Origin of the sequence: Streptomyces hilarionis, from assembly GCF_024539675.1 — a bacterium.
In the GTDB taxonomy this organism is placed as follows: Bacteria; Actinomycetota; Actinomycetes; order Streptomycetales; family Streptomycetaceae; genus Streptomyces; species Streptomyces hilarionis.
The window spans coordinates 1-21601 of sequence record NZ_JAHHIT010000155.1; the positions used below are offsets into that span (position 1 = coordinate 1).

Below are 21601 nucleotides of genomic sequence, written 5' to 3' on the forward strand. Positions count from 1 at the left end.
CCCCCGAGCCCGCCGCCCGCGTCCGCACGGCCGGGGCCGACGACTCCGCGCGACCGGCCGGGGCCGAGACGCTCACCGCCCCGGGCGAGGGCGCCGCCGGACCGGCGACCGGTCCGCGAGGCGGCCTGCCGGGCCCCGGGCAGGGCGTCCCCGCGCCCCGCGTCCCCGAGTCGCCGGTCTCCCCGCGCGCCGCGGCCGACCGGGACGACGAGGCCCACGCCCGGACGACCGCCCGGACGACGGAGCCCGCGCTGCCCGGCCGCAGGGCGGCGTCCCCGACCGCCCCGGCTTCGACGGGGGGCCACGACGACGGCTCCGGCGACTCCACGCACCTCTCGGGCCTCCCCGTCCGCCGCACCCCGGCCACGGGCCCCGACGGCTCCGGCGCCCCCGCCGAGGCCGCCTCCGGCGAGGCCTCCTCCCGAGCGGGCTCCGAGGCGCCGGCGACGGGGCGTGCGGCGCCATCCGCCCGGGCCGCGCTCGGTGCGCCGCCCGCCGGCGGCGACGAGGCCCGGCCGCTGCGGCGCCGGGTGCGCGGCGCCACCCTGCGGACCACCGCCGACGCCGCCCAGCAGACGGCACGCCGGGCGGCCCTCCCGGCCGACGCCGACGCCGTGCGCGAGGCGCTGGACGAGTTCGAGGCGGCCGTGGCCCGGGCGCACCGGGACAGCGGCGGCGACACGGGCGAGCACGCACGTCCCGCCGCCGTCCGCCCCTCGTCCCCCACCGAAGACCCGGCCGGACGCCGTGACGGCCGCCGTCGCGACGACCGGACCGAGCAGGCCGACCGGACAGCGCCGTCCGACCCGTCCGCACCGCATGACCAGAACCACCTTCCGGAAGGAGCCGAGCAGTGAGCACGTCGACAGGTGAGACTCCCGCCGGAGACGCCAGGCCGACCGATCTGCGGGCCGCCGCAGCCGACTTCACCTGGCTGCTCAACCGTTTCGCCACCGAGACCGCGGGCGTCGTGGACGCCATCGCGGTGTCCTCCGACGGGCTGCTGATCGCCGTCTCGGAGCTGCGCGAGCACGCCGACTCCGAACGGCTGGCCGCGATCGTCTCGGGCATCACCAGCCTGGCGGCCGGTGCCTCCGGCAACTACGGCCTGGGCGGCCTGAACAAGGTGATCATCGACCTGGAGGGCGGTCATGTCCTGGTCTCCGCGATCGGCAGCGGCGCCGTGCTCGGCGTCGTCACCGACAAGGAGGCCAAGCTGGGCAACATCGCCTACGAGATGACGGTGTTCGCCAACCGCGCCGGCGCCGCGCTCAGTCCGCAGCTCGTCCTGGAGCTGAAGAACAGCGTCGGCGTCACGCGCACGCGCTGACCGCGTGCCACCGTAGAGAAAGCGAACACCGATGGCGGACGGCCGCACCCCGCACGGGGCCGGCGAGGACGGCGTCGCCCCGGTCGGGCCCGCGCCCGCCGTCCGGCCCTTCCTGGTCACCGCCGGCCGGGTCGCGGGCGGCTCGGGCGAGGCGTCGTCCGGCCGGACGATGCCCGTGGAGACCCAGTTGGTGGCCACCACCGACGGGATCGACGCGCTCGACCGGCTCGCCTTCGAGCAGCACGACATCGTCGCGGCCTGCCGCGTCCCGCAGTCGATCGCGGAGATCGCGGCCCGGCTGCGGCTGCACCTGAACGTGGTGCGGGTCCTCGCCGAGGACCTGCGCACGGCGGGGCAGCTGTCGGTGCACGTGCCCGACTCCGGCGTCACCCACGACGCGTCCGTCCTGCGCAGGGTTATCGATGGCCTGCGGGCCATCCCCGACTCCCGGGGAGTACTCCGTGACACCGACTGAACCGCTGGTCCGCGCCTCGGCCGGCCAGTCCGCCGTACGGCCGCCGCTGCCGGTGAAGCTGGTGATCGCGGGCGGCTTCGGCGTGGGCAAGACCACCGCCGTCGGCTCGATCTCCGAGATCGAGCCGCTGACCACCGAGGCGGCGATCACCGAGGTGGCGGCGGGGGTGGACGACCTCAGCCACACCCCTCGCAAGACCACCACCACGGTCGCGATGGACTTCGGCTGCATCACCATCGACCCGACCCTGAAGCTCTATCTGTTCGGCACGCCCGGACAGGAGCGCTTCGGGTTCATGTGGGACGACATCGTGGAGGGCGCGGTCGGCGGGCTCGTGATCGTCGACACCCGCCGCCTCGACGACTGCTACGCCGCGGTCGACTACTTCGAGCACAAGCAGATCCCGTTCGCCGTGGCCGTGAACGCCTTCGACGGACAGGTGGCGCACACGCTGGAGGAGGTCCGCTGGGCGCTGGACGTCTCGGACGGCGTGCCGCTGCTGGTCTTCGACGCGCGCGAGCGCGGCTCGGTCCGCGACGCGCTCCTCGTCGTGCTGGAACAGGCCCTGGCCCGTTCGGAGCGCTGACGGCGAACGCCCCCGGACGGGCCCGCACGGCGGGTCCGGCGCTCCGGGACGAACGCTCCAGGACGGACGGGACGAGCGGCCAAGAACAGGAAGTCCGGGGCGGGGAGACACTCTCCCCGCCCCGGACTCCGTCGAGGGCCCGCGTCCTAGGCGCGTCTGCGCACCCCCGGCGAGACGGCCGCCTTGGTCGCCGCCCAGAACAGCGCGAGCGTGACCAGGGCGAGGCCGGCGACCAGGGCCGCGCCGCCCACGACCTTCTCGTAGTCGTGCTGGTAGAGGCCGTCGACGATGTAGCGGCCGAGACCGCCGAGGCTGACGTACGCGGCGATGGTGGCCGTGGAGACGATCTGGATGGCCGCCGAGCGCAGTCCGCCGAAGATCAGCGGGAGCGCCACGGGCAGTTCGACGCGGAGCAGGACGTCGCTCTCGCGCATGCCCATCCCGCGCGCGGCGTCCACCGGGGACGGGTCGACGGAGCGCACCGCCTCGTAGGTGGTGACCAGGATCGGCGGCACGGCGAGGATGACCAGCGGGATCATCACCGGCAGCATGCCGAACCCGAGCACGATGGTCGTCACCACCAGCAGACCGAAGGTGGGCAGCGCCCGGGCCGCCGTGGCGACCAGGGACAGGACGTTGCCGCCCCGCCCGTAGTGGCCCGTCACCAGGCCGACGGGCAGTCCGATGACGGCCGCGAGCGCGAGCGCCTCCAGGGAGTACTGGACGTGTTCCCACACGCGGGTGGGGATCCCGTCGTACCCGTGCCAGTGGGCGCTGTCGCCGAAGAAGTCGCTGACGAAATGCAGTACGTTCACCGGGCTGCGTCCTCCAGGGCGGGCACGGCCGGATCGGGTCGCGAGCCCGCGCCCCGGGATCCGCGACGGCTCGGGCCGCCCGGCATCCAGGGGGTGAGCCAGACGCGCACGACGACCAGGACGGCGTCGGCCAGGACCGCGAGGGCGGCGCTGGTGAGCACGGAGTTCCAGGCGAGTTCGGGCCGGTTGTAGATCTGGGCGTCGTGCAGCAGGTTGCCGAGGGCCCCCTGGTTGCCGATCAGCATGCCGACGCTCACGAGGCTGATGCTGGACACGGTGGCCACCCGCAGCCCGGCGATGATGGCGGGCACCGCGATCGGCAACTGGACCTGCACGTAACGGCGGACGGGTCCGAAGCCCATGGCGGTCGCGGCGGCCAGGGTCTCCTGCGGCACCGAGCGGACTCCGTCGACGATCGCCGGCACGAGCACCACGAGGGTGTACACCGTGAGCGGGATCATGACGGTGAGCTCGGTCTGCCCGGTGTAGTCGATGAGGACGACGAAGAAGGCCAGCGAGGGGATCGCGTAGAGCACGGTCGTCACCCACAGCACGGGCGGGTACAGCCAGCGCAGCCGCACGCACAGCTGGGCCAGCGGGAGCGCGAGCAGCAGCCCGGCCAGCACGGGCAGCAGGGCCTCGCGCAGGTGCAGTCCGATCAGGCCGAGCCAGTCGTGCTGGAGGTCGCTCGGGATGTCGAAGAAGCGGTTCACCGGATGACCTTCTCGGCGCCGGCGCCGGTGGTCCGCGGCTCGGCGCGGCCTGCCGCGTGGGCGCCGCGGATGGCGTCGGCGATGGAGGCCTGCGAGACGACTCCGGCCGCCCGGCCCTCGTCGTCCACGGCGACGGCCCACCCGGTGGGCGACAGGACGGCGCAGTCCAGCGCGGCGCGCAGCGAGTCCTGTCCGGCGACGAACGGACGTCCGCACGGCAGCAGTCGGCCGACGTCGATCTGCCCGGCCGTCAGCCGCTCGGGTTCGCTCCAGCCGAGCGGACGGCCGTCGAGGCCGGTGACGAGGACGTAGGGGGCCTCGTCCGCGCCGCGGGCGGCGATCTGTTCGGCGGTGGCGTCGACCGCCACGACCGGGGCGGTGAGCAGCTCCAGGCCGGCGGAGGAGAAGAACGACAGGCGCCGGATGCCGCGGTCGGCGCCGAGGAAGTCCTCGACGAAGGCGTCGGCGGGGTCGGACAACAGCTCGGCGGGGGGCGCGAACTGGGCCAGCCGGCCGCCGGTGCGCAGCACGGCGACCATCGTGCCCAGCTTGACGGCCTCGTCGATGTCATGGGTGACGAAGACGATCGTCTTGCCCAACTCGTCCTGGATGCGCAGGAGTTCGTCTTGCAGTCCCTTGCGGACGACCGGGTCGACGGCGGAGAAGGGCTCGTCCATCAGCAGCACGGGCGGATCGGCGGCGAGTGCCCGGGCCACGCCGACGCGCTGTTGCTGGCCGCCGGAGAGCTGATAGGGGTACCGCTTGGCGAACGAGGCGTCGAGCCCCACGCGTTCCATCAGTTCGCGGGCCCTCGCGCGGGCCTTGTCCTTGCTCCAGCCGAGCATCCGGGGGACGGTGGCGATGTTGTCGACGATCGTGCGGTGCTGGAAGAGTCCGGCGTTCTGGATGACGTAACCCATGCCCCGGCGAAGGGTGTTGACCGGCTGCTGCCGACTGTCGACGCCGTCGATGAGGATCGTGCCGTCGCTGGGCTCGACCATTCTGTTGATCATCCGCAGCGTGGTCGTCTTGCCGCAGCCCGAGGGCCCCACCAGGACGGTGATCGCGCCGTCCGGTATGTCGAGGGAGAGCCGGTCGACCGCCACCGTGCCGTCCGGGTACCGCTTGGTGACTGAATCTATCCGTATCACAACGCCGAATACCCTTCGGGTCTGGCAATTTCCGCCCGCACTCGACCGATCGAGTCCGGATCATTGCGGGAGAGTCTAGACCGCCCACCGGACGGCAGTCCGCCGCCGGGCCCCGCCCTCGACTGCCGTCCACCGACGGGGCCGCACCACCGCCGGGCCGCCCCCGGCCGAGGAGCCGTGCGACCGCCGCCCACGCCCCCGCGCCCGCTCACGCGGCCGCCGGGGCCGCCGTCGGGAAGCCGGCGCTGCGCAGGACGCGTCCGCCGGGCAGGACGGTGTAGACCTCGCAGCCGCCCCGCGCCGCCGCCCACTCGACGCCCTCCGCGCCCAGCGCGAACGCGGCGGTGGCCACGGCGTCGGCCTCGGTCAGGGTCGGGGCCACGACGGTGAGGCTGTCGACGCCCGTGACCGGCCGGCCGGTGCGGCCGTCGAGGATGTGGTCGCCGCGTTCGTAGCGTGCGGAGGTGGCGACGGCCGCGTCGGTGAGGTCGAGGACGGCGCAGAGCCTGTCGGCGAGGTCGGGATGTCGTACGCCGACCCTCCAGGGCCCGCCGGAGACGACCACGTCACCGCCGGCGTTGAGGCAGAACCGGCTGAGTCCGGCGCGGGTCAGCAGCTCGGCCGCGCGCTGCACGGACCAGCCCTTGACCACCGCGCAGGGATCGAGGCCGCGGCCGGGCAGCCGCACGTCGAAGGCGCCGCCGGTGGCCAATCGGTAGTGCTCGCAGAGCGCGAGGACCTCCACGAGGTCGGCGCTCAGCGCGTCGGCCGACAGCTCGCCCCGGTCGTACCGGGACACCTCGCTGTCGGCCCTGAACGGGCTGAAGCGCGCGTCGACCGCGAGCAGCCAGGCGAACACGGCGTCGGCGCTCTCCCCGGCGACGTCGGGGTCGTCGATCCGCAGGGAGACCGGGAACCCCATCACGTGCTCGACGCGCCGCACGTCAGGCGCCCTTGGCGTCGATCGCGGCCTGGAGGGACTCCCTGTAGCCGTCGCTCGTGAGGGTCGCGCCGGAGACGGTGTCGATGTCCGCGCTCTGCGCGCTGAGCGTCTCCGCGACGAGTTTCGGGACGGCGGCGGTGGTCTGCGGATGGTTCGGCTGCTTCAGCATCCTCACCGCCGTGATCCTGTCGCCGTCGAAGGTGACCTGGACCTGGACGTCGCCCTTCTCCGTGGTCACGGTCGTGCCGGTGACGACCGTCGACCCCGCGGCGTCGGAGGAGGCCGCGGGCGCCGGGGCGGCCTCGGCGGTGGAGGTCGTCGCGGTCGACGGCTCGTAGCGCCAGACGGGGATCAGGCCGGCGACGGACAGGACCAGGACGGGCAGTGCTCGCTTCACGGTGTCTCTCGTCTCCCTCATCCCGCCAGGCTGAAGCGCTCGAAGTGGATCTGCGGCTTGGGCACGTCGAGCTCGCGCAGGGTGCCGAGGACCGCGTTCATCATCGGCGGCGGCCCGCACAGGAAGACATCGCGCTGCGCGATGTCCGGTACGAGCGCGGCCAGTTCGCGAGGCGCCAGCCGGTCGGGCGCCGCCGGCCCGGTGACCAGGTGGAGTTCGGCGCCCTTGGCGAGCGCCAGCTCGCGCAACTCGTCGTAGAGGACGGCGTCACGCTCCCCGGCCACCCGGTAGACGACGACCGCGTGCCCGTGGATCTCCTCCAGCAGCGCCCGGATCGGGGTCACGCCGACGCCGCCGGCGATGAGCACGGCCTCCGGGCGGGTGCGGTGCATCGCGGTGAAGGCGCCGTAGGGGCCCTCGGCGAAGACGCGGGTGCCGGGCGCGAGGCCGCGCAAACCCGCGGAGCCGTCGCCGGCCGCCTTCGCGGTGAGCCGCAGCCGGGTGCCGTCGGGCGCGGCCGACAGGGAGAAGGGGTTCGCCTGCCACCAGCGGTCCTTGGTCAGGAACCGCCACAGGAAGAACTGGCCGGCCCGGGCGGGCATCCTGTCCAGGTCGCGGCCGGTGATGTACACGCTGACGACGTTGTCGGCCTCGGGCACGACCGCCTCGACGCGCAGTCGGTGCCGCCAGTTGCGCCACAGGGGCAGCGCGAGACGGCCCAGGGCGACCGAGCCCAGGGCGACGCCCCACAGCGCGTACCAGTAGGCCGTGGCGGCGGACGACGCCGTGAACGTCGTCCCGGCCGCGACCTGGTGGGTGAAGGCCAGCACCACGGCGACGTAGGCGTACAGGTGGATGAAGTGCCAGGTCTCATAGGCGAGCCTGCGGCGGGCCCAGCGGGCCGAGGCGCCGCCGAGGACCAGGATCAGGGCCATCGCGACGACGGCGCGGAAGACGCCCTCGACGGTCTCGGCGAGGTCGACCACCTGGCTCACGGGGTTCATCGAGGAGGACTCGGCATAGCCGAAGGCGATGAAGACCACGTGGGCGACCAGCGTCCACAGCAGGCCGAAGCCGGTCCAGCGGTGCCAGTTCGTCAGCCGGTCCATGCCGATGCGGCGGTCGAGCCAGGGCAGCCGGGCCACCAGCAGCAGCTGGAAGGCCATCAGCAGGGCGGCGTACAGGCCGGCGAACCGGCCGACGACCACCAGGGCGTTGGAGGCGAAGCCCGCCTGCACGGCGAAGCAGGTCACGACGGCCGCGTTCGCGGCCAGCACGGCGTACAGGCCGGTGCGGGCCACCACTTTCGGACGTATCGCCGTGGGGGGCGCGGGTGGCGATTGGACGGTCGTCACGGACGGAAACTCCTCGATCGGGGCCTCAGGAGACAGAGCTTCGCCGTGCTTCGCTGTCGATTTCCTGTCGTACAACTTTCAAGAGCTTATCGATCCGCGCGCGGGGCGGACGCGGGTCTGGCGTCCCGGGGCGCGTGGCGCACTATGAGCGGGTGGAAAAAGTACGACTCCTCGTCGTGGACGACGACCCGCCGATCGCCGACCTCGTGGCGACGGTCGCCCGCTACGAGGGCTGGGACGCGGTCACCGCGAACTCGGGAGAGGAGGCGCTGGCCCGCGCCGCCGACTTCCGTCCCGACATCGTGGTGCTCGACCTGATGCTGCCCGACGTCGACGGCTTCGGGGTGCTCGACCGTCTGCGGCGCTCCGGCACGATGGTGCCGGTCGTCTTCCTCACCGCGCGCGACGGGGTCGCCGACCGCGTGGCCGGACTGACCCGGGGCGGCGACGACTACCTGGTGAAACCGTTCGCCGTGGAAGAGCTCATGGCGCGCCTGCGGACCGTGCTGCGGCGCAGCGCCGGCCCCGGCTTCCGGCGGTCCGTGCTGCGGGTGGCGGATCTCGTCATGGAGGAGGACACCCGCGAGGTCCGGCGCGACGGACGACTGCTGACCCTGACCCCCACCGAGTACGAGGTGCTGCGCTATCTGATGCGCAAGTCGCCGACCGTGCTCACCAAGGCGCAGATCCTCGACCATGTCTGGGAGTACGGCTTCGGCGGCCGTTCCAACGTCGTCGAACTCGTCGTGAGCCGGCTGCGCCGCAAGCTCGACGCGACGGGCGACGACCCGCTGATCCAGACCGTGCGGGGTTTCGGGTATGCCGTCCGGCAGGCGGCCGAGTGATCGCCCGGCGCCGGCGGTTCTCCCGCGGCCTGCGGCTCGGCACGCGGCTGGCGCTCGGTCTGGGCGCGCTGTCGCTGGTGGTGTTCGCGGTCGTCGGCACGGCCCTGACCACCTACATGCGCGACTATCTGTCGGCCCAGCTCGACGACCAGCTGGGCATCGCGCAGGCCGCCCAGTCCAAGTCCATCGTGGACTCCGGCTCGCTGACCGGGAAGAAGTACTGGGGCTGGTACTACGCCGTGTACGACGTGCGCGGCGGCGAGCCCGTGCTGCGCAAGCCCGAGGAGCCCGGTGACGTGCCCCGGGACGTCGGCGACCTCACCGCCCTGGCCAGGGCGCAGACGACCGCCGGCGCCGAGGTGCTGAGCACCGCGCACCTCGCGGACGGGGAGTACCGGCTGCGGGCCTGCGCGGTGGAGCCCGGGGTGGTGCTGGTCAGCGGCGCGCCGATGGACGACCTCGAGGACACCGTCGGTCAGCTGATCACGATCCAGGTCGTCACCTTCGGCCTGGCCCTGCTCGCGCTGGTGGTGTTCGGCCGAGCGCTGCTGCGGCGCGGGCTGAAGCCGCTGAGCGACATGGCGCACACCGCGCACGGCATCGCCTCCCACGACCTGAGCGAGTCGGCGTCCCGTCTCCCCCTGCGCGCGGACGCCCCCGGCGGCGGCCCCGAGGTGGAGGAGCTGCGCACGGCGTTCAACACCATGCTGGAGCACATCGACGACTCCCTCGCCGTGCGCGCGGAGGCCGAGCAGCGGCTGCGGCGGTTCGTCGCCGACGCCTCGCACGAACTGCGCACCCCCCTGATGTCGGTGCGCGGTTACGCCGACCTCTTCCAGTACGCGGCCGCCAACGCGCCCGAGGAACGCGACAGGCACCTGGCCCGGCTGCGCGCCGAGGCCGCCCGGATGGGGTTCCTGCTGGACGATCTGCTGTTGCTGGCCCGGCTGGACGCGGCCGAGGCGCAGACGCCTCTGCGGATGGAGAAGGCCGACCTGGTGGAGCTGGTCGAGCAGGCGGCCGACGCGTTTCGCGCGAGCCACCCCGGCCACCCGCTGACCGTGGCGCCGGGGCCCTCGGCCGTGCCGTTGCAGATGGACCCCCACCGCATCCGCCAGGTCCTGGACAACCTGCTCACCAACGCGGCCGTGCACACCCCGGCCGGGACGCCGGTCGGCATCGAGGTGACCGTCTCGCCGGACACGGCGCGGGTCCATGTGGCCGACCGGGGCCCCGGCATCCCGCCCGAGGAGCGGGACAGCGTCTTCGACCGCTTCTACCGCGTCGACAAGGCCCGCAGCCGCGACCGCGGCGGCAGCGGTCTGGGACTGTCGGTCGCCCGCTCCCTGGTCCGGGCGCACGGCGGCTCCCTGGAACTGGGCCCCCCGGCGACGAGCACGGTGTTCACGGTCGCGCTGCCCCTGTGGCCCGGGGCGGAAGCGACGGCCGGCGCCGCGGGCCGGGTGAACTCCGGGGAGGGCCCGGGATGAACCACGGGGCGGGCGGGCAGACATGACACAGCCTCACCGCGCCGGCCCGGCGCCGCCGCACCACCCGAACGCCTCACACCACCGCACCGCGGTCGCCGTTCGGCCCGCGCTCCGTCGGCTGTCGGACACCGCACCGTCACACCGCAGGGGAACCGCTCCCCCGTCCCCTCCCCAGGCTCGCCCCCGATCCGTCACACCGCCGCCGCGCGGTCACGACGCGGAAGGACGACGTGCGCCGTGTCCCTGCTGCCCCTGGACGAGACCGCGTCCCCGCGTCCGCACCCGCCGGCAAAGGCCGGCCGCCGCACGCCGGGCGCGACCGCGGCCCGCCGGGTCCTCGTCCTGCTCCCGCTGCTCCTGCTCGCCGTGTGGGCGGCGCTCGACCGGCGCGCCGTGCACGACGGAGCCGTGCGGCTGGCCGGGGCCGACCCCTGGTGGCTGCTGCTCGGGCTGCTCTTCACCTACCTGGGTGCGGTCGCCGCCGCCTGCGTGCGTCAGGGGGCGGTCCCGGAGCGCCTGCCGCCGGGCCCGCTGGTGGCCTCGCAGATCGCCGCGGGCGCCGCGAACCACGTGCTGCCGGCGAGCATAGGAGCGCACGCGGTCACCGTCCGGTTCCTGCTGCGCCAGGGCGTCCCGCTGCCCCGGGCGACCGCCTCGATCGCCCTGTACGCGCTGGTCCGGGCGGTGGCGAAGACGCCGCTGGTGGTGGTCTTCGTCCTCGCCGCGCCCGCCGCCGCGCCCCCGGTCCGTCTTCTGCCGGAGGGCCGCACGCTGGTCCTGGCGGCCGTCGGCCTCCTGCTGGCGCCCGCGGCGGCCGCGGCGCTCTGCCTCCTCGTCCGGCCCCTGCGCCGGCCCGCCCTGGAGTTCGTCCGCACGGCCCTCACCGACGCCCGGCGTCTGCACACCCGCCCCGCGCGCTTTCTGCCCCTGTGGGGCGGAGCCCTCGCGGCCCCGCTGACCCAGGCGAGCGTGGTGGCCTCGGTGGGCACGGCGCTCGGCCTGCCCATGTCCTGGCCTCAGTTGCTGTTCGCGTTCCTGGCGGCGAGCACCGCGGCGGGCGCCGTGCCCGCGCCGGGCGGGATCGGCCCCGTCGACGCGGCCCTGGTGTTCACCCTGGCCGGCTACGGCACCCCGCTGCCGCTGGCCACGGCGACCGTCATCGGCTACCGGGCCCTGACGGTGTGGGTGCCGCTGCTGCCGGGGATGCTGGTGCTGTCGGCGCTCGTGCAGCGAAAGCTGCTGTGAGCGCCGACCGCCGCGTCAGTTCCCGTCGTCCGCCGCGAGACGCAGCGAGATGCTGTTGATGCAGTACCGCTGGTCGGTCGGGGTCGGGTACCCCTCGCCCGCGAACACGTGCCCGAGGTGGGAGCCGCAGCGGGCGCAGCGCACCTCGGTGCGCAGCATCCCGTGCGTGCGGTCCTCGATCAGCTCCACCGCGTCGGTGTCCTTGGGGTCGAAGAAGGACGGCCAGCCGCAGTGGGACTCGAACTTGGTGTCGGAGGTGAACAGCTCCGCGCCGCAGGCCCGGCAGGAGTAGACGCCCTTGGCCTTGGTGTCGGTGTACTCACCGGTGAACGCCGGCTCGGTCGCCGCCTGGCGCAGGACGGCGTACTCGGCGGGCGTCAGCTCCGCCCGCCACTGCTCGTCCGGCTTTTCGACGTCGTACGACATGAGCCTCAGCCCCTCACTGCGAAAGACGGTCCAGAATGCGCGGGCCCAGGTCGGTCACGTCTCCCGCGCCCATGGTGAGAACGAGATCACCGGCCTTCGCCATTCCCGCGATCACGGCCGGCGCCTCGTCCTTGTCGTGGACGGCCGTCACGTCGGCGCCCGCCGCGCGCGCCGCGTCGATGATCAGCTCGCTGGTGACGCCCGGGACCGGGTCCTCGCGGGCCGGGTAGATGTCGAGGACGACGGAGGCGTCCGCCAGGGCCAGCGCCTGTCCCATCTCGACGCCGAGCTCCTGGGTGCGGGAGAACAGGTGCGGCTGGAACAGGACGAGGATGCGGGCGTCGCCGACCGCCGCGCGCATGGCCTCCAGGTCGGCCGCCATCTCGGTCGGGTGGTGGGCGTAGGAGTCCACGACCTGGACGCCCGCCGCCTCGCCCTTGAGCTGCAACCGGCGCTTGACGCCGGTGTACGCGGCGAGCGCCGGGGCGAGCTCCGCGGCCGGGACGCCCAGGGCGACGCCCGCCGCCAGCGCGGCCACGGCGTTGTGCGCGTAGTGGCGGCCGGGCACCGACACCGCGAAGGTGAGCTCCTCGCCGTCCAGCACCACGGTGACCTCGCTCTTGAGCCCCTGCGGGACCACGGAGAGGACCCGCACGTCGGCGTCGGGGGCCTCCCCGTACGTCACCACCCGCACGCCCTCGACGCGCCGGGTCAGCTCGCGGGCGCCCTCGTGGTCGGCGGTGATCACCAGCGTGCCGCCGGGCACGATCTTCCCGGCGAAGGTCTCGAAGGACGCGTAGATCTCGTCCATCGAGGCGTAGTTGGCGTGGTGGTCGAGCTCGACGTTGAGGACGATGGCGACCTCGGGCGCGTACTTGTGGAAGCTGCGGTCCGATTCGTCCGCCTCGGCGACGAAGATCTCGCCCTCGCCGTGCCGCGCGTTGGAGCCGGGCGCGTCCAGGTCGCCGCCGATCGCGTACGACGGGTCCAGACCGAGCGCGGACAGCGACACGGCCAGCATGGACGTGGTGGTCGTCTTGCCGTGCGTGCCGGCGACGGCGATGGGCCGCAGCCCGTCCATCAGCCGGGCGAGCGCGTCCGAACGGTGGACCACCGGGATGCCGAGCTCGGCCGCGCGGGCGAGCTCCGGGTTGTCGGCGCGGATCGCGGACGACACCACGACACAGCTGGCGTCGTCGGCCAGGTGCCCGGCCGCGTGCCCGATGTGCACGGTCGCCCCGAGCGCCCGCAGCGCCGCCGCCGTCTCGGAGTCCCTGGCGTCGCTGCCGGCCACCTTCGCGCCGCGCTGGGCCAGGATCTTCGCGATCCCCGACATCCCGGCCCCGCCGATGCCGATGAAGTGCGGTCGGTCCATGGCGGTAGGAAGGCCGGGTGCCATGTGCTGTCTCCCAAGGTGCGCTACGACGGTCCAGTGCGCCCCCACCCTATGGGGCGGGGGCCGCCACGGCCGACCCGGCCCGCGTTCGCCGCGGGCTACGCCTTGCTGTGCGAGAAGAGCTTCAGCACGGGCACGCCCACCTTGTGGCGCGCCCGGGAGGCCCAGTCCCGGTGGAAGAACTCCTCCACGTAGTGGGGGTCGGTCAGCACGATCACCTCGTCCGCCCCTACCTCCGTGACCAGGGACTTCAACGCGTCCAGCGGGTGGTCCTCCACCAGCCGGCCCACGGCCGGGCTGCCCGAGGCCTGCAAGGCCTGGAGGGACACCTCCAGCGCCCGCACGCCGAAGCCCTTGGCCTCGTCGCCCTCCGGCGTCTCGTTCTCCCTGGCCGCCTCGTCCAGCTCGCCGAGGGCCACGTCGTCGATGGCCCGCAGCAGGCGGTCCGCCTGGTCGCCCCGCGGCTGGAGCAGCACGTGGAAGGAGACCGGATCGTCCCCGTGCAAGGTGGTGACGAACTCCACGTCGGCGGACGTCAGGGCCTTCTCGATCATCAACACGCTTGTGAACACCAGCGCCCCATTCTTCGTCGAGGACCCCCGTGGCCCTCTGTCCTCCGGGGGCCGTGCGCGGCCCTGCGGAAACCATCCTTCCCCGTGCTCGCACGGGAGGCTGCGAAACTCAGTCTGCCCGCCGGAGACCAAACGGAACGGTTGATTCCGCCGATTCGGGGCCCCGGCGCCATTACGGACCCATGTCCGGCGTCACGGCCGTCGATACCTGGCGAACAGGAATCCCTCCTCCTCCAGCAGGGACGCGAGGGCGAACCGCCGAGGGACCGCGAGCGAGGGCCCGCCCGCGATCCGCTGCGCGTCCCCGGCGCTGAGCATGGGCGAGAGCGTCAGACAGAGCTCGTCGAGCACCCCGGCCGCGACGAACTGCCCCAGCAGCCGGGGGCCGCCCTCGGTCAGCAGCCGGGTGTGGCCGAGCCCGGCGAGCGCGCGGACAGCGCGGTCCGGCTCGACGCCCGTGCCGTCGCCGGCGATCACCACGCGGGCGCCCGCGCGTTCCGCGGCCGCGACCCTGTCGGGCGGGGCGGCGGCGCCCGTGAGGATCAGCGTGGGGACCAGGGGCGAGGTGAAGAGCGGGAGCGAGAAGTCCAGGCCGAGGCCAGCGGTGACGACCGCGACGGCCGGCGCGGGCCCCTGCCCGGCCGCCTCGCGCCGCGGGGCGAACTCCGCCCGCGCGCGTGCGGGGCGGTAGCCCTCCTGACGTACCGTTTCCGCACCGACGACGACCACGTCCGCGAGTCCTCGCAGCGTGCCGAAGATCCGCATGTCGGCGGCGGTGGAGATGGGCTGCGAGCGCCCTTCGTGCTGGGCGGCGCCGTCGAGCGTGGACACCATGTTCGCCCGCAGCCAGGGCCGCCGCCCCCCGGAGCCGGAGCCCGGGGAGGAGCCGGGACCGGGCTCCGGGTAGGCGTAGGCGTCGGCGAGCTCGTCGAGGCTCCACTCACGGTCCCGGGCCGCGCCACCCCCCTCGTCGGCGGCCCCGAGCGGGCTCCCGCCGGAGGGGGTCGGCACTGTCTGGTCGGTCACAGGGAAGAGCCGTCGCATGCCAGGCAGTCTGGCACGCCCCGTAGCATGGGGAACCGTGTCGTCCTCCTCTCCCGCCCCCGGTCTCAGCCCGATAGCCGACGCGGCTCCGGCTTCCCTCTGCACCCGTCAGCCGCACGTCCCCGCGGACCGGCTGGTGGCCGAGATGGTGCCGCCCCCGCGCTTCGACTCGGTCCGTTTCGGCACCTACATCCCGGACCCGAACCAGCCCAGCCAGACCGAGGCGGTCGGCGTGCTGGAGAACTTCGCGGCCGGGCTGGGCGGGGCGCACGCGTCGGGCGCGGCCAGGCGGGGGTTCTTCGGCCTCGGCCGGGCGAAGGCGCCCCGCACGCCCGCCGGACCGCGCGGCGTCTACCTGGACGGCGGGTACGGCGTGGGCAAGACCCACCTGCTGGCCTCCCTGTGGCACGCCACCCCGGCCGAGCCGGCGCTCAAGGCGTTCGGCACGTTCGTCGAGCTGACGAACCTGGTCGGCGCCCTGGGCTTCCAGCAGACGGTGCGCACCCTGTCCGGACACCGCCTGCTGTGCATCGACGAGTTCGAGCTGGACGATCCGGGCGACACCGTTCTGGTGTCGACGCTGCTCGGCAAGCTGGTCGAGGCCGGCGTCGCGCTGGCCGCGACCTCCAACACGCTGCCCGGCAAGCTCGGCGAGGGCCGGTTCGCCGCCGCCGACTTCCTGCGCGAGATCCAGGGGCTGTCGGCGCACTTCCGCGCCCTGCGCATCGACGGCGAGGACTACCGCCACCGGGGACTGCCCGAGGCCCCGGCGCCCTTCTCCGACGAGCAGGTCACCAAGGCGGCGTACGCGACCGAGGGCGCCTCGCTCGACGACTTCCCGCATCTGCTGGAGCACCTCGCCAAGGTCCACCCGAGCCGTTACGGCGCGCTGACCGACGGCCTGGGGGCGGTCTGCCTCACCGACGTGCGGCCGGTGCCCGACCAGTCCACGGCGCTGAGGCTGGTGGTCCTGGCCGACCGGCTCTACGACCGCGAGGTCCCGGTCCTCGCGTCCGGGCTCCCCTTCGACCGGCTGTTCAGCGAGGAGATGCTGAACGGCGGCTACCGGAAGAAGTACTTCCGCGCGATCTCCCGCCTCACCGCGCTGGCCCGCGACGCCGGACGGCTCATCGAGGCGTAATAAGCGATCACCGGCGCCGGGTCAAGGGCCGGTTCTCGCCACTCTTCCCTCTTTTTTGAGGCGCACTTCATCTGGAAACGTGGAGTTAACCCTGCAAAGAACCTTGCAGGGTTAACGTGTTTCTTGACCAGTCGTTGACCAAGCGTTGGGCTGGACCAGAGACGTGCAGCGTGAGGAGGGAGGCGCATGTTCCGTGGTACGACGGGTCGGGCCGTGATCTCGATCCTCGCCGCCGTCCTGCTCGCCCTCCCCTTCTTCGCTCCCACGCCGGTCTTCGCACACGCGCACACGATGCGTCAGGCCGAGGCCAAGACCAAGCCCGGAATCAAACCCTCCGGCAAGGCGATGCGTGAGGAGACCGTCACGCATCGCGACTGCGACCGCTCCGGCGGTCCGGGCGACCCCCTGCGCACCCGCGACCGCAACCGCGCCGCCACGAGCTCCTCGGCGGCCTCGGCGACCCAGGACCCGGAGCGCACGCCGCTCGCCCTGTCCGCCGCGGCGGAGCACCGTCCGGCCCGGCCCGGCGAACCTCGTCATCGCCCGTCGAGATCCTCGACGGCCCACTCCCCGGCGGGACTTCAGGTCTTCCGCTGCTGAGCGAGCAGAGCAGAACAGCACATTCCCCACCTGTCCTGTGCCCTGCACATCCGACGCGCCCCCACGGCGCGCCAGGAGGAGTCACCACGTCATGCAGCCCCTCATCGACAACGCCCGCGCGTTCGGACAGCGCCCTGAGGAGTTCGCCGAACTCGCCGAAGGCCAGTCCCCGCAAGTCCTGTTCATCACCTGCTCGGACTCGCGCGTCGTGCCCGCGCTGATCACCGGCGCCCGCCCCGGCGAGCTCTTCGAACTGCGCACGGCGGGCAACATCGTGCCCCCCTACGTCTCCGACCGCCCCACCGGCGAGGCGGCCACCATCGAGTACGCCGTGGAGGTGCTCGGCGTCCGCGACGTCGTGGTCTGCGGCCATTCGCACTGCGGCGCCGTCGGCGCCCTGGTGCGCGGCGACGACCTCGACGGCGTTCCGGCGGTGCGCGACTGGCTCGCGCACGCGGCGGACGAACCGGGAGCCGCCGACCCCGACGACCCGACGGTCATGCGGGCGGTGCAGAACCACGTGCTCGCCCAGCTGCTGCGGCTGCGTTCCTACCCCTGCGTGGAGAAGCGCCTGGCCGAGGACGCGATCCGGGTCCGCGGCTGGTACTACGAGGTGCACACCGGCGCCGTGCGCGAACACCGCGTCGACACCGACGGCTTCGAGGCCCTGTGAGCGCCGCGATGAACAACGACGCCACCGGGCGAATATCCCGGTTCCCCCACCTGCGGCAGGACTTCGCCGCGTCCCTCGTCGTCTTCCTGGTCGCGCTCCCCCTGTGCGTGGGCGTGGCCGTGGCCTCCGGCGTGCCGGCCGAGCTCGGGCTCGTGACCGGCATCGTCGGCGGCATCGTCACCGGACTCCTGCGGGGCAGCTCCCTCCAGGTGTCCGGTCCCGCGGCCGGTCTGACGGTGCTGGTCTACGAGGCGGTGCAGGAGTTCGGCCTGCCCGCCCTCGGAGTGATCGTCCTCGCCACGGGCGTACTCCAGCTCGGCATGGGCGCCCTGAAGCTGGGCCGCTACTTCCGGGCCATCTCCGTCTCGGTCGTCGAAGGCATGCTGGCCGGAATCGGTCTGGTGCTGATCGCCGGCCAGCTGTACGCGATGGTCGGCGGCAAGGCCCCCGACTCCGGTGTGGAGAAGATCGCCGGACTGCCCGGGGCGCTCGTGGACGTCGTCGGCGACACCGCCGCGTCCTCCTCGCTCCTGCTCGGCGCCGGCACCATCGCGGTGCTCGTGTCGTGGAAGCGGCTGCCGGCGAAGGTGCGCACCGTGCCGGGCCCGCTCGCCGCGGTCGGCCTGGCGACGCTCGCCGCCCTGCTGCTCGACCTGCCGGTGGCCACCGTCGAGGTCCAGGGCCTGCTGGGCTCCCTCCAGCCCCCGCCGCTCGGCGCCTTCGGCGACCTGGCGAGCGTCGGCCTGCTCGGCACGATCGTCGCGTTCACCCTGATCGCGTCCGCCGAGTCGCTGTTCAGCGCGGCGGCCGTGGACCGGCTCCACGACGGTCCGCGCACCGAGTACGACAAGGAACTGATGGCGCAGGGCGCGGGCAACACGATCTGCGGCATCCTCGGCGCGCTGCCGATGACCGCGGTGATCGTGCGCAGCGCCGCCAACGTGCAGGCGGGCGCGCGCACGAAGGCGTCCCGGGTGCTGCACGGCGTGTGGCTGCTGCTGTTCGCGGCCCTGCTGCCGTCCGCGCTCGCCTACATCCCCCTCCCGGCGCTGGCCGGCATCCTCGTGCACGCGGGCGCCAAGCTCGTGCCCGTGCGGTCGCTCGCGGGTCTGTGGCGCGAGCACCGGGGCGAGGCGCTGATCCTCGTCGTCACGGCCGTCTCGATCGTCGCCGTCAGCATGTTCGAGGGCGTCCTCATCGGTCTGGCGCTGGCCGTGGTCAAGACCGCCTGGGAGGCTTCGCACCTCAGGCTGGAGATCGTCGACAAGGGCGCGGGCCCGGTGCAGGCGTATCTGTCGGGCAACGCGACCTTCCTGCGCCTGCCCAAGATCCTCGACAGCCTGGAGGCCCTGCCGCAGGACCGCCCGGTGGAGGTGGACCTGTCCGGCCTGCACCACCTCGACCACGCCTGCCGTACGGCCCTGGAGACATGGGCGGACCGGCACAGCGCGGTCGGCACCGAGCCGGTGAAGGTCACGGAGCCGGCGCCGGTCGCGGCGCGGTGACGTCCGGACGACCGGTGACGACGGCGTAGCGCGGCCCGCGCCGGCGAAACCCGCTGTGCGGTCCGGGGCACGCGGCGTGGCCCCGGGCCGGACGGCGGGCATATCGTGGTCAGGAGCGGACAGAACGGCTGTCACGAACCTCTGGTCGAGGGGGTCGTCATGCTCCAGGAGTTGCTGGGCGCGGCCGCGGCGGTCGCCGCCGGGGGCGCGGTGTACCTCGCCGCCGCGGCGCGGGTCGTCAAGCAGTACGAACGCGGAGTGGTGCTGCGCCTCGGCCGGCTGCACGGCGACGTCCGCGCGCCGGGACTGACCCTCGTCATCCCGGCCGTGGACCGGCTGCGCAAGGTGAACCTCCAGATCGTGACGATGCCCATCCCCGGCCAGGAGGGCATCACCCGCGACAACGTGACCGTGCGGGTCGACGCCGTCGTGTACTTCCGGGTCGTGGACGCCGCGGCCGCGGTCATCAACGTCGAGGACTACCGCTTCGCCGTCTCGCAGATGGCCCAGACCTCCCTGCGGTCGATCATCGGCAAGAGCGAGCTGGACGACCTGCTGTCCAACCGGGAGAAGCTCAACGAGGGCCTGGAGCTGATGATCGACAGCCCGGCCGTCGGCTGGGGCGTCCAGATCGACCGCGTCGAGATCAAGGATGTGTCCCTGCCCGACACCATGAAGCGCTCGATGGCCCGACAGGCCGAGGCCGACCGCGAGCGTCGGGCCCGGATCATCAACGCGGACGCCGAACTCCAGGCCTCGAAGAAGCTGGCCGAGGCGGCCAAGGAGATGTCCGAGCAGCCGGCCGCCCTGCAACTGCGGCTGCTCCAGACGGTGGTGGCGGTCGCCGCCGAGAAGAACTCCACCCTCGTCCTGCCGTTCCCGGTGGAGCTGCTGCGGTTCCTGGAGAAGGCCCAGCAGGCGGGTCCGCCCGTCCAGCAGAGCGGACCGGTCGGCGGGCAGCCGCCCCCGCCGCTTGCGCCCGACGGGGCCGCGCAGCCCCTCCCACCGCATCCGCCCGACGGAGCCGGGCAGCCCCTCCCACCCCATCCGCCCGACGGAGCCGGGCAGTCGCCTGCGCAGCGACCGCCGGAGAGCCCGTAGGACCAGCCGGCGGCCGTGGCCGCGGCGGGGGCCTCCGCGCGTGGCACGGGACACGGGCGTGGTTCCCGGGGCGCACCGTGAGTGATAGACACAGCGGGATCACAGTTCCTGTCCGCCAGCAGGAAGGTTTTCCCATGTCTGCGACACGACGTCAGATCCTCGCCGGCAGCGGTGCCCTGGGAGTGGGGGTGGGGATCGCGTTCACCGGCGCGCTCGGCGACCTCTTCGCGGGAACGGCGTCCGCGCAGGGTCTCGGGCACGAGGGCTACGGCCCGCTCGTGCCCGACCCGGACGGCCTGCTCGACCTCCCCGAAGGGTTCCGCTACCGGGTGCTGTCCCGGGAGGGCGACCCGCTGCGTTCCGGCGAGGGCCCGGTGCCCTCGAACCACGACGGCATGACGGCGCTGCCGGCCCACGGCGGTCGCGTCCATCTGGTGCGCAACCACGAGAACCGCCCCGCCGCCGTCCACGCCGTCCCCACGGTCGAGGGCCTGACCTACGACCCGGCCGGCAAGGGCGGCTGTACGGCCCTGACGCTGGACTCCCGCAACCGGGTGCTCTCCGAGCGGGTCGCCCTCGCCGGCACGGCCGTCAACTGCGCGGGCGGGCCCACTCCCTGGCACACCTGGCTCACCTGTGAGGAGACGGAAGACCGGGCGGGCACGAACGGTTACACGAAGGACCACGGCTTCGTCTTCGAGGTCGACCCGTCGGACCCGCGGCGCACCGGGGCCGTCCCGCTGACCGCGATGGGCCGCTTCCAGCACGAGGCGGTCGCCGTCGATCCGCACCGCGGGATCGTCTACGAGACCGAGGACGCGTTTTTGGAGCCGTTCGGCCTGTTCTACCGCTTCCTTCCGCGCAAACCGCTGGGCGGGGTGGGCTCCCTGCGCGCCGGCGGCCGGCTCCAGGCGATGCGCGTCCCCGGGGTCGCGGACCTGTCCTCCGTCCGGCAGACCGGCGCCGTCTTCGACGGCATCGAGTGGGTGGACGTGCCCGACCCGCTCGCCGCGCGGACCCCGGTCCGCCTCCAGGACTTCGGCCCCCGGGGCATCACGCACGCCCAGAAGCTGGAGGGGTGCTACTGGGGCGGGCAGTGCGTGTACTTCGTCTCCTCGTTCGCGCGTGCCTCGGACGGGTCGGCGGCCGATCACTTCGGGCAGATCTGGCGTTACGACCCGGACCGCCGCCGTCTCACGCTCGTCGTCGTCTTCGGCCCGGACACGGACGTGCAGCTTCCGGGTGAGTCCCCCGACAACATCTGCCTCGCCCCGAGCGGCGGTCTGATGGTCTGCGAGGACGGCAACGGCGCCCAGCACGTCTTCGGCGTGACCCGGGCGGGCGAGGTGTACGCGATGGCCCGCGGCCGCCAGAACATCGGAACGCCCGAGGCCCCCGAGTGGGGCGAGTTCGCGGGCGTCACCTTCTCTCCCGACGGCAGGACCATGTACGTCAACTGCTACACCCCGGGGACGACGTTCGCGGTGACGGGACCCTGGCGGCGGTAGGACCCGTCGGCGGGGGCGGGCGGCCGGGAAGGGACGGGGCGGCCGGGGAGCCGGGCGGGTGACGCCGCCCGGGGCTCTCTGGTGTGGGCGGGCGCCGGCCGGCGCTTTCCTCATATCTTCATACGATGATCACTCCCGTATGTCGCCGCCTGGCCGCCCTCTGCGCGGTCGGCACCGCACTCGGATCCCTCGCCGCCTGCGGAACCGCGTCGCACCCCCGGGCTACCCGCACGACCGCACCGCCCGCCGCCTCCTCCGCCCCGAGCCGCCCGTCCCCGTCCGCCCCCCAC

The 21601-nt window shown here is 73.5% G+C and carries 22 protein-coding genes and 1 pseudogene; 13 read left to right on the forward strand and 10 right to left on the reverse strand.

Translation table 11 applies throughout. The features are described 5' to 3' along the window. From KMS84_RS30525 to KMS84_RS30540, 4 genes and pseudogenes are all read left to right on the forward strand, one after another. Positions 1-857: pseudogene (locus tag KMS84_RS30525) on the forward strand (histidine kinase); the annotation flags it as partial. Beyond that, entirely contained in the window at positions 854-1330 is a 477-nt protein-coding gene (locus KMS84_RS30530) for a roadblock/LC7 domain-containing protein (protein ID WP_256919716.1), read from the forward strand. The pseudogene KMS84_RS30525 and the gene KMS84_RS30530, both read left to right, overlap by 4 nt. A gap of 31 nt (positions 1331-1361) precedes the next feature. Then, a complete protein-coding gene (locus tag KMS84_RS30535; protein WP_256919717.1) occupies positions 1362-1805 on the forward strand; it encodes a DUF742 domain-containing protein in 444 nt (147 codons plus the stop codon). Beyond that, complete coding sequence (locus KMS84_RS30540; protein ID WP_190147620.1) at positions 1792-2391, forward strand: GTP-binding protein; 600 nt, start codon at positions 1792-1794, stop codon at positions 2389-2391. Before KMS84_RS30535 ends, KMS84_RS30540 begins: the two co-directional genes overlap by 14 nt. A gap of 146 nt (positions 2392-2537) precedes the next feature. Here the strand turns inward: KMS84_RS30540 and KMS84_RS30545 are convergent, their stop codons facing one another. The 6 genes from KMS84_RS30545 to KMS84_RS30570 all read right to left on the reverse strand — a co-directional run bounded on the left by KMS84_RS30545 (position 2538) and on the right by KMS84_RS30570 (position 7765). After that, the gene (locus KMS84_RS30545; RefSeq protein WP_256919718.1) at positions 2538-3206 is read right to left on the reverse strand and encodes an ABC transporter permease; all 669 of its coding nucleotides are present in this window, start codon (positions 3204-3206) and stop codon (positions 2538-2540) included. Further along, positions 3203-3919 (reverse strand): ABC transporter permease, encoded by a 717-nt coding sequence (locus KMS84_RS30550; RefSeq protein ID WP_256919719.1) that lies wholly within the window; start codon positions 3917-3919, stop codon positions 3203-3205. Before KMS84_RS30550 ends, KMS84_RS30545 begins: the two co-directional genes overlap by 4 nt. Further along, positions 3916-5070: an ABC transporter ATP-binding protein gene (locus tag KMS84_RS30555; RefSeq protein ID WP_256919720.1), complete on the reverse strand. Its 1155-nt coding sequence runs from the start codon at positions 5068-5070 to the stop codon at positions 3916-3918. The genes KMS84_RS30550 and KMS84_RS30555 overlap by 4 nt, the downstream gene beginning before the upstream one ends. A gap of 208 nt (positions 5071-5278) precedes the next feature. Then, positions 5279-6013, reverse strand: coding sequence for an FAD:protein FMN transferase (locus KMS84_RS30560; RefSeq protein WP_256919721.1), 735 nt, complete (start codon positions 6011-6013; stop codon positions 5279-5281). 1 nt (position 6014) lies between these two features. Then, positions 6015-6410, reverse strand: a complete 396-nt coding sequence (locus tag KMS84_RS30565) for an FMN-binding protein (protein ID WP_256919735.1) — start codon at positions 6408-6410, stop codon at positions 6015-6017. A gap of 17 nt (positions 6411-6427) precedes the next feature. After that, on the reverse strand, positions 6428-7765 hold the full coding sequence (locus KMS84_RS30570; RefSeq protein ID WP_256919722.1) for a ferredoxin reductase family protein: 1338 nt from the start codon (positions 7763-7765) through the stop codon (positions 6428-6430). A gap of 152 nt (positions 7766-7917) precedes the next feature. On the opposite strand from KMS84_RS30570, the gene KMS84_RS30575 reads away from it, so the two are divergent. The 3 genes from KMS84_RS30575 to KMS84_RS30585 all read left to right on the forward strand — a co-directional run bounded on the left by KMS84_RS30575 (position 7918) and on the right by KMS84_RS30585 (position 11345). Then, on the forward strand, positions 7918-8610 hold the full coding sequence (locus tag KMS84_RS30575) for a response regulator transcription factor (protein WP_308287994.1): 693 nt from the start codon (positions 7918-7920) through the stop codon (positions 8608-8610). Beyond that, positions 8607-10100: a sensor histidine kinase gene (locus tag KMS84_RS30580; RefSeq protein WP_256919724.1), complete on the forward strand. Its 1494-nt coding sequence runs from the start codon at positions 8607-8609 to the stop codon at positions 10098-10100. The genes KMS84_RS30575 and KMS84_RS30580 overlap by 4 nt, the downstream gene beginning before the upstream one ends. Positions 10101-10337: 237 nt before the next feature. After that, the gene (locus tag KMS84_RS30585) at positions 10338-11345 is read left to right on the forward strand and encodes a lysylphosphatidylglycerol synthase transmembrane domain-containing protein (protein ID WP_256919725.1); all 1008 of its coding nucleotides are present in this window, start codon (positions 10338-10340) and stop codon (positions 11343-11345) included. A gap of 15 nt (positions 11346-11360) precedes the next feature. Here the strand turns inward: KMS84_RS30585 and msrB are convergent, their stop codons facing one another. The 4 genes from msrB to KMS84_RS30605 all read right to left on the reverse strand — a co-directional run bounded on the left by msrB (position 11361) and on the right by KMS84_RS30605 (position 14783). Next, a complete protein-coding gene (gene msrB / locus KMS84_RS30590; RefSeq protein ID WP_256919726.1) occupies positions 11361-11771 on the reverse strand; it encodes a peptide-methionine (R)-S-oxide reductase MsrB in 411 nt (136 codons plus the stop codon). A gap of 13 nt (positions 11772-11784) precedes the next feature. Next, the gene (murC, locus tag KMS84_RS30595) at positions 11785-13170 is read right to left on the reverse strand and encodes a UDP-N-acetylmuramate--L-alanine ligase (protein WP_256919727.1); all 1386 of its coding nucleotides are present in this window, start codon (positions 13168-13170) and stop codon (positions 11785-11787) included. Between the two features lie 95 nt (positions 13171-13265). Next, on the reverse strand, positions 13266-13739 hold the full coding sequence (locus KMS84_RS30600) for an indole-3-glycerol phosphate synthase (RefSeq protein WP_256911381.1): 474 nt from the start codon (positions 13737-13739) through the stop codon (positions 13266-13268). A 192-nt stretch (positions 13740-13931) separates the two neighbouring features. After that, positions 13932-14783, reverse strand: coding sequence for a pyrimidine reductase family protein (locus KMS84_RS30605; RefSeq protein ID WP_256919728.1), 852 nt, complete (start codon positions 14781-14783; stop codon positions 13932-13934). A gap of 37 nt (positions 14784-14820) precedes the next feature. Between KMS84_RS30605 and zapE the strand changes: the two genes are divergently transcribed. The 6 genes from zapE (at position 14821) to KMS84_RS30635 (ending at position 21311) form a co-directional block, all read left to right on the forward strand. Further along, positions 14821-15924 (forward strand): cell division protein ZapE, encoded by a 1104-nt coding sequence (zapE, locus tag KMS84_RS30610; RefSeq protein ID WP_256919729.1) that lies wholly within the window; start codon positions 14821-14823, stop codon positions 15922-15924. Between the two features lie 186 nt (positions 15925-16110). Further along, on the forward strand, positions 16111-16524 hold the full coding sequence (locus KMS84_RS30615) for a hypothetical protein (RefSeq protein ID WP_256919730.1): 414 nt from the start codon (positions 16111-16113) through the stop codon (positions 16522-16524). A 91-nt stretch (positions 16525-16615) separates the two neighbouring features. After that, the gene (locus KMS84_RS30620; protein ID WP_256919731.1) at positions 16616-17197 is read left to right on the forward strand and encodes a carbonic anhydrase; all 582 of its coding nucleotides are present in this window, start codon (positions 16616-16618) and stop codon (positions 17195-17197) included. Positions 17198-17205: 8 nt separating this feature from the next. Next, positions 17206-18702 (forward strand): SulP family inorganic anion transporter, encoded by a 1497-nt coding sequence (locus tag KMS84_RS30625; RefSeq protein ID WP_256919732.1) that lies wholly within the window; start codon positions 17206-17208, stop codon positions 18700-18702. A gap of 159 nt (positions 18703-18861) precedes the next feature. Continuing rightward, complete coding sequence (locus KMS84_RS30630; RefSeq protein WP_256919733.1) at positions 18862-19803, forward strand: slipin family protein; 942 nt, start codon at positions 18862-18864, stop codon at positions 19801-19803. Between the two features lie 134 nt (positions 19804-19937). Beyond that, on the forward strand, positions 19938-21311 hold the full coding sequence (locus tag KMS84_RS30635; protein WP_256919734.1) for a PhoX family protein: 1374 nt from the start codon (positions 19938-19940) through the stop codon (positions 21309-21311). The last annotated feature ends 290 nt before the right edge of the window (positions 21312-21601 follow it).

Bases quoted from the DNA above. Each gene is read 5' to 3' on its own strand.
- KMS84_RS30535 (WP_256919717.1), top strand. From the start codon at position 1,362: ATGGCGGACGGCCGCACCCCGCACGGGGCCGGCGAGGACGGCGTCGCC.
- KMS84_RS30625 (WP_256919732.1), top strand. From the start codon at position 17,206: ATGAACAACGACGCCACCGGGCGAATATCCCGGTTCCCCCACCTGCGG.
- KMS84_RS30605 (WP_256919728.1), bottom strand. From the start codon at position 14,783: ATGCGACGGCTCTTCCCTGTGACCGACCAGACAGTGCCGACCCCCTCC.
- msrB (WP_256919726.1), bottom strand. From the start codon at position 11,771: ATGTCGTACGACGTCGAAAAGCCGGACGAGCAGTGGCGGGCGGAGCTG.
- KMS84_RS30635 (WP_256919734.1), top strand. From the start codon at position 19,938: ATGTCTGCGACACGACGTCAGATCCTCGCCGGCAGCGGTGCCCTGGGA.
- KMS84_RS30630 (WP_256919733.1), top strand. From the start codon at position 18,862: ATGCTCCAGGAGTTGCTGGGCGCGGCCGCGGCGGTCGCCGCCGGGGGC.
- KMS84_RS30615 (WP_256919730.1), top strand. From the start codon at position 16,111: ATGTTCCGTGGTACGACGGGTCGGGCCGTGATCTCGATCCTCGCCGCC.
- KMS84_RS30620 (WP_256919731.1), top strand. From the start codon at position 16,616: ATGCAGCCCCTCATCGACAACGCCCGCGCGTTCGGACAGCGCCCTGAG.
- murC (WP_256919727.1), bottom strand. From the start codon at position 13,170: ATGGCACCCGGCCTTCCTACCGCCATGGACCGACCGCACTTCATCGGC.